Source organism: Vibrio sp. 10N.222.55.B11 (assembly GCF_041473705.1).
Lineage (GTDB): Bacteria > Pseudomonadota > Gammaproteobacteria > Enterobacterales > Vibrionaceae > Vibrio > Vibrio crassostreae_C.
This window is the reverse complement of sequence record NZ_JBFRST010000014.1, coordinates 1-7,195: the sequence shown is the minus strand read 5'-3', so window position 1 is coordinate 7,195 and position 7,195 is coordinate 1. Positions and strand designations below refer to the sequence as shown.

Annotated in this window: 7 protein-coding genes; 3 read left to right on the top strand and 4 right to left on the bottom strand. The window is 44.0% G+C overall.

From position 1 onward, the window contains the following. Positions 1-103 precede the first annotated feature (103 nt). The 3 genes from infA to aat all read right to left on the bottom strand — a co-directional run bounded on the left by infA (position 104) and on the right by aat (position 1,812). Positions 104-322 (bottom strand): translation initiation factor IF-1, encoded by a 219-nt coding sequence (infA, locus tag AB4503_RS06350; protein ID WP_001040192.1) that lies wholly within the window; start codon positions 320-322, stop codon positions 104-106. 81 nt (positions 323-403) lie between these two features. Continuing rightward, entirely contained in the window at positions 404-1,102 is a 699-nt protein-coding gene (locus AB4503_RS06345; RefSeq protein WP_017062107.1) for an arginyltransferase, read from the bottom strand. Next, complete coding sequence (aat, locus tag AB4503_RS06340) at positions 1,102-1,812, bottom strand: leucyl/phenylalanyl-tRNA--protein transferase (RefSeq protein ID WP_017063504.1); 711 nt, start codon at positions 1,810-1,812, stop codon at positions 1,102-1,104. The genes AB4503_RS06345 and aat overlap by 1 nt, the downstream gene beginning before the upstream one ends. 53 nt (positions 1,813-1,865) lie before the next feature. Between aat and AB4503_RS06335 the strand changes: the two genes are divergently transcribed. Continuing rightward, the gene (locus AB4503_RS06335) at positions 1,866-2,321 is read left to right on the top strand and encodes a glycine zipper 2TM domain-containing protein (RefSeq protein ID WP_004736438.1); all 456 of its coding nucleotides are present in this window, start codon (positions 1,866-1,868) and stop codon (positions 2,319-2,321) included. A gap of 162 nt (positions 2,322-2,483) precedes the next feature. Continuing rightward, entirely contained in the window at positions 2,484-3,764 is a 1,281-nt protein-coding gene (gene aroA / locus AB4503_RS06330; protein ID WP_017062105.1) for a 3-phosphoshikimate 1-carboxyvinyltransferase, read from the top strand. 61 nt (positions 3,765-3,825) lie between these two features. On the opposite strand, the gene AB4503_RS06325 is transcribed toward aroA, so the two are convergent. After that, complete coding sequence (locus tag AB4503_RS06325; RefSeq protein ID WP_017062104.1) at positions 3,826-4,071, bottom strand: YciN family protein; 246 nt, start codon at positions 4,069-4,071, stop codon at positions 3,826-3,828. Between the two features lie 439 nt (positions 4,072-4,510). Here AB4503_RS06325 and topA point away from each other — a divergent pair, with 439 nt between their 5' ends. Then, positions 4,511-7,141, top strand: a complete 2,631-nt coding sequence (topA, locus tag AB4503_RS06320; protein WP_048612738.1) for a type I DNA topoisomerase — start codon at positions 4,511-4,513, stop codon at positions 7,139-7,141. Positions 7,142-7,195: the final 54 nt, after the last annotated feature.

Sequence of the window (7,195 nt, the reverse complement as noted above, 5' to 3'; positions counted from 1 at the left end):
CGAGATGCGAGATGCGAGATTGATGTGCTTGTGTAGTAAAAAGCTCAGGCAATAAAAAACGGAGCCTTAAGCTCCGCTTCTTATTGTATTCGCTAATTAAAAATTAACGAGCACGGAAGACGATGCGGCCTTTAGAAAGGTCGTATGGAGTCATCTCAACAGTTACTTTATCACCAGTAAGAATACGGATGTAGTTCTTACGCATTTTACCAGAGATGTGTGCTGTCACTACGTGACCGTTTTCAAGCTCAACACGGAACATTGTGTTTGGTAGAGTATCAAGGACAGTGCCTTGCATCTCGATTACGTCTTCTTTAGCCATCTAATCCTCTTTCGAAATTTGGCGGTTTTCAACGGCTTGATTGTGCCGTTAAAATCAAAATATGTAAAGTTGTCGCGTATTCTACCCTTGCCACCGCTGATTTACTAGCCTTTGATGACGTTGAAATCGTACTTTATAGTTCATCGCAGGGCATTCATCGATTTGATAACCCAAATATAACCATTGTTTTTGTTCTTTCTGGGCATGTTGGATCTGAAATAGAACGCCAAGTGTTCCCATCGAAATGTCTATATCAGGAGCGAAGAAGGTATAAAACGCGCTCGTACAGTGAGCCATGATGTCGGTTACGGCGATACCAACCAACTTGTTCTCATCATAGATGTGCATGAACTTTGTAGTAAGCCACTCATTTTTAGAGAATTGTAGAAACTCTTCTTTCTTGGGTGGGTACATGGTTCCCGAACGGTGACGAGCGGTGATATAGCGACTGTATAAGTCAAACCAGTTGTCATCCATCTCATCTTTCAGTTCCCAACGTAGTGATTTTCCTTTGTTAAGGATCCGTCGTTGGCTTTTGGAAAGCTTAACCTCAGGAATTGAAAGCCGAATCGCTTGGCATGCTGAGCAATTATCGCAATGTGGCTTATAAATGGTTGAACCACTGCGGCGAAATCCATTCGCAAGCAGAACTTCATAGTTATCTGAGGTGTGCATGTGTTCGTCAAGCGTGACCGCCACTCTCTCTTCGAAGTGAGGTAAGTAGCTGCAAGCGTGATTGTCTGTTAATCCAATTCTGATTTGTTGTAAATCTGGATTCATTAAGGCATTTCCTTTAGCCATTGGGTTTTAAAGCATGCATCGTCAACGGAGAACTCTTTGAGTAATTGCAGAGAGCCTAGGAATTCATCCCTATCAACCTCGATAGCGCCCAAGGATTCCAAGTGAGGGTTCATGACTTGGCAATCAATCAGTTGTCCGCCGAATCGGGTAAAGTGTTTACAAAAGTACCACAGCGCAATTTTAGAGGCATTGGTCTTTAGGCTGAACATCGATTCACCGCAAAAGACTTGGCCTCTTTGTAAGCCGTAAAGTCCACCGATCAGTTCATCATCTTGCCAAACCTCAACCGAGTGGCAGAAACCTAATGAAGCGAGTTTGCGGTAGGCTGACTGCATGTCGCTGTTTAGCCAGGTTTCTTCTTCGGGTCTTAGTGAAGAGCAATAACCAATTACTCTGTCCGTCGCTTGGTTGATGCTGACTCGGTAATTGTGCTTTCTTTGAAACTTTTTAAGACTTTTTGACGGTTCGAATGTCTTAGGATTAAATACCGCTCGCGGTGCAGGGCTCCACCAAAGTATAGGCTCACCTGGGCCATACCATGGAAATATACCTTGGCTATAAGCGTTTAAAATTCGCATTGGTGATAAATCACCACCGAAGGCGAGCAGACCGTTGGGGTCATCAAGCGCGTCGAAAGGCGAAGGAAACTCTATACTAGTAGTATCAAGTTCGGTTAGGTATATAGTCATAAGTACCGCATTACAGATTAATCACTGACCAAGAGGTCTTTAGGAGTTTTACCATGAAGAAGTTGCTTTGGATTTTACTTGTTTTGCCCATGTTGGCAAATGCAGCTTACAACAGAAACCAAGCTCGACCAGTAAACGAGGTGGTTTATGGTGAGATTGATACGGTCAGATACATCACTCAGCAAGAGATCGTTGAGTCGAAAGCGAATGGTTGGGAAACCTTGTTAGGTGCGGCGATTGGTGGCTTGATTGGTAACCAGTTTGGCGGCGGCACTGGTAAAGAAGTGGCGACAGCTGTAGGTGCAGTAGCAGGTGCGGGTATTGCTCGTAACCGAGGTAACACACAATATAAAGTAGAGTACAAACTGGTCGAGTTATTGGTCAAAACCAAAGACGACAAGTTGGTCAACATTATCCAAGATGTCGATAACTCGATGCTGTTCAACCGAGGCGATGATGTACGAATTCTCTATTTTTCAGATGGTGTTCGAGTTGATCTTGTGTACTAGTATATAAATACGATTGATTGGCTAATTAATCACCGGTTTGGGCCGGATTAGCTCTGGAGTTCGTTGGAAAAGTTCGTTAGTCTGCAAGTACGAAGAATTATTCATCACCCGAAAATAAATACGCACCAGTGACTTCGGGTGGTACAAGGACTATAAGATTTAATGGAAAGCCTTACGTTACAACCAATTCAAAAAGTGAACGGGGAAGTTAACCTACCTGGTTCAAAAAGCGTTTCCAACCGTGCACTTCTTTTGGCTGCACTTTCTACGGGAACCACTCGCCTAACAAACTTGCTAGACAGTGATGATATTCGTCATATGTTGAATGCATTGACTCAGTTAGGTGTTGATTATCAGTTGTCTGCAGACAAAACCGTTTGTGAAGTGACAGGTGTTGGTGGTGCATTCTCAAGTGACAAAGCCCTAGAGCTTTTCTTAGGTAACGCGGGTACGGCGATGCGTCCGTTGGCGGCTGCACTATGTTTAGGTCGCGGTGAATACGTTCTTACTGGTGAGCCTCGCATGAAAGAGCGCCCAATTGGCCACTTAGTAACAGCACTACGAGAAGCCGGTGCCGACGTTGAATATTTAGAGAACGAAAACTACCCGCCATTGAAGATCACAGGTACCGGTTTGAAGAGCGGTACGGTTTCTATCGACGGTTCGATCTCTAGTCAATTTTTGACGGCATTTTTGATGGCTGCGCCTTTAGCTGAAGGTGAAGTGACCATTAAAATTGACGGTGAATTGGTTTCTAAACCTTACATCGATATTACGCTGCACATCATGAAGCAATTTGGTGTGGACGTGATCAATAATGATTACCAAGAGTTTGTGATTCCTACCGGGCAATCTTACTCGGCACCGGGTGATTTCTTGGTTGAAGGTGATGCATCATCTGCGTCATATTTCCTTGCAGCCGCTGCTATCAAAGGTGGTGAGATTAAGGTCACTGGTATTGGTAAAAACAGTATCCAAGGTGATATCCAATTCGCTGATGCGCTTGAGAAAATGGGTGCGGAAATCGAATGGGGTGACGACTACGTTATTTCTCGTTGTGGCGAGCTGAAAGGCATTGATATGGACTATAACCATATCCCAGATGCTGCGATGACTATCGCGACAACCGCATTGTTTGCGAAAGGCACAACGGCAATCCGTAATGTCTACAACTGGCGTGTGAAAGAGACAGACCGCTTGGCTGCAATGGCAACAGAGCTACGCAAAGTCGGCGCTGAAGTGGAAGAGGGTGAAGATTACATTATTGTTAACCCTGTGGCTGAACTGACTCATGCGGCGATTGATACTTACGATGATCACCGTATGGCGATGTGTTTCTCGCTGGTTGCTTTGAGCGATACGCCTGTGACGATTAATGATCCAGGTTGTACGTCAAAGACATTCCCTGATTATTTCGACAAGCTGAAAATGCTAAGTCTATAAAAATGCTTAGTATGTAAAGGTTTAGGAACAAAAAAGCTTGCCTAAGTGGCAAGCTTTTTAATTATTGCTGAATTGTAAATTCTTTCGAAAGGTGGTGCGCTAAGTATTTAAACATGTTAAATACCGCGGTTGTATTCTCTGTCGGCATTCCATTGCTGTCTAAGAAGTATTCACCTTTGAAGACGAGTACATCGTCTTTTTCTACTACGCTGTTTGCGCGCATGCCTTCAATGTAGTCATCATGTGATTGGATAATTTGGTTTGCGATAAGCAGTAAATCAAATTCTGCTATTACTTTCTTTGTCATGAGTTTATCTCTGATAACTGAATATAACGTTGAGTTTATGGTGTCGAACTAGAAATTCAATGATTTCACAACCGATTAAGAGAGTCTTTTCAAACATCCACAATTTATTTTGTGATTTACGGCAAAAATAATTGAATGGGGCTCGCGTTAGATTCGCGGACAAGCTTAGTATGAGCCCGTTTAGACGTAATGCCTGATGAATAGGCTCTTGCAAGTATTCTTAGTGAGTACTTTATAGCTTCTTTATATTGTGACCCTTTTATCTATGAGTCGTCGAATTGTCGAGCGATCAGATCTAATTTTGAAAAAAGCGGTTGATCTTCTAGTAATCTCGCACAATAGTAAAAAAAGAAGCAATGAATTTAGAATATCATGCGTAAAAGCCCACAAGCTAAATTGTTGGTGCTGAAGCATCGTGATTAAGGACGTTAGAGTCAATATGGGTAAATCGCTCGTTATAGTGGAGTCGCCAGCCAAGGCTAAAACTATCAATAAATATCTTGGCAAAGACTTTGTCGTTAAGTCGAGTGTAGGTCACGTACGTGATTTACCAACGGCAGGTCAAAGTACTGGTCAAAAGGCTGCTGCAGTTTCAACCAAGGGTATGAGCCCAGAAGACAAAGCTCGTATCAAAAAAGAAAAAGATCGCAAAGCTCTTATCAAAAAGATGGGTATCAACCCATATAAAGAGTGGGAAGCGAACTATCAAATCCTACCTGGTAAAGAGAAAGTCGTCGCTGAATTGCAAAAACTGGCTGAGAACGCAGACCATGTTTATCTCGCAACCGATTTGGACCGCGAAGGAGAAGCTATCGCATGGCACCTTCGTGAGATCATCGGCGGCGATGAAACGCGATACAAGCGAGTGGTTTTTAACGAAATCACCAAGAATGCTATTCAACAAGCTTTCGAAACGCCAGGTGAGCTAAATATTGATGGCGTAAACGCACAACAAGCACGACGTTTTATGGACCGTGTTGTTGGCTTTATGGTGTCACCTCTGCTTTGGAAAAAAGTAGCACGAGGCCTGTCCGCTGGCCGTGTTCAATCAGTAGCGGTAAAACTACTGGTAGAGCGTGAGCGCGAGATCAACGCCTTTATCCCTGAAGAGTTCTGGGATGTGCATGCTGATACTAAAACAGCAGAGAAAACCGACTTTAGACTGCAAGTTGCACAGAAAGACGGTGTTGCGTTTAAACCTGAAAATGAAGCGCAAACACAAGCTGCTGTTAGCGTTTTAGAAAAAGCGCAATACGAAGTATGTAAACGTGAAGACCGCCCAACAAAGAGTAAGCCGTCTGCACCTTACATCACGTCGACGCTGCAACAAGCGGCGAGTACGCGTCTTGGTTATGGCGTAAAGAAAACCATGATGCTGGCTCAACGCCTGTATGAAGCGGGTTACATCACTTATATGCGTACTGACTCAACTAACTTGAGCTCAGAAGCTGTAGAAGCCGCTCGTGAATACATTGGTTCTGAGTACGGCGCGCAATACCTTCCACCTAAAGCACTTGTATACGGCAGCAAAGAGGGCGCTCAAGAGGCCCACGAAGCGATTCGTCCTTCAAGTGTAGATGTTAAGTCGGAAGACCTAAACGGCGTAGATGCAGACGCACACAAGCTTTATTCGCTAATTTGGAATCAATTCGTTGCGTGTCAAATGACACCAGCTCAATACGATTCAACGACAGTAAGCGTTAAAGCCGATGAGTACACGTTAAAAGCGAAAGGTCGTATCCTTAAATTTGATGGTTGGACTCGTGTTCAGCGTCCAATGGGTAAGAACGAAGATACGATCCTTCCAGCAGTTCAGATCGGCGATAAGCTTGACCTGATCGCGCTAGACCCTAAACAGCACTTCACTAAGCCACCGGCTCGTTTCACTGAAGCGGCGCTAGTTAAAGAGCTTGAGAAGCGTGGTATTGGTCGTCCTTCAACATACGCATCTATCATCTCGACGATTCAAGATCGTGGTTATGTAAAAGTTGAACAGCGTCGTTTCTATGCTGAGAAGATGGGTGAAATTGTTACTGACCGTCTAGACGGCAGCTTCAACGACCTAATGAACTACGACTTCACTGCTCGTATGGAGCAGAAGTTGGACCAAATCGCAGAAGGCGAAGCAAGCTGGAAAGGCGTGCTAGATAACTTCTTCGAAGACTTTACTGGCGATTTGGAAAAAGCAGATTTAGACGAAGACGCTGGTGGCATGAAGCCAAATCATATCGTGGAAACCGATATTGAGTGTCCGACTTGTAGTCGTAAAATGGGTATTCGTACTGCTTCGACAGGCGTATTCCTTGGTTGTTCTGGCTATGCACTTCCACCAAAAGAGCGTTGTAAGACAACAATCAACCTTGGTGATGAAGAAGGCATTATCAACGTGCTTGAAGAAGACGTTGAAACAGCAGCACTTCGAGCTAAAAAGCGTTGTCCTATTTGTGAAACGGCAATGGATGCTTATCTAATCGATGATAAGCGTAAGATGCACGTATGTGGTAACAACCCGAACTGTGAAGGTTATGTGGTTGAGCACGGCGAATTTAAAGTGAAAGGCTATGATGGTCCACTTGTTGAGTGTGACAAGTGTGGTTCTGACATGGTTCTGAAGAACGGTCGTTTTGGTAAATACATGGATTGTACCAATGACGATTGTAAGAACACTCGTAAGATTCTAAAAAATGGCGAAGTTGCGCCACCGAAAGAAGACCCGGTACATTTCCCTGAACTTCCATGTGAAAATTCAGACGCGTACTTTGTTCTTCGTGATGGTGCTTCTGGTCTATTTATGGCTGCGAGCAACTTCCCTAAATCACGTGAAACACGTGCACCATTAGTGGAAGAGTTGGTTCGTTTTAAAGACCGTATCTCACCTAAGTTCCAATACCTAGCATCAGCGCCAGTTGCTGACCCTGATGGTAAGCCGACAGTGGTTCGTTTTAGTCGTAAGACTAAAGAAAACTACGTTCGTACTGAAGTAGATGGAAAACCGTCCGGTTGGACTGCGTTGTACATCGACGGTAAGTGGGAAGTTACGGATAAGCGTAAAAAGCCTAAAGAGAAGTAACTGAACGTTATTGATGAAAAAGCAGCCTAATGGCTTAATGCCGATCAGTTAAAG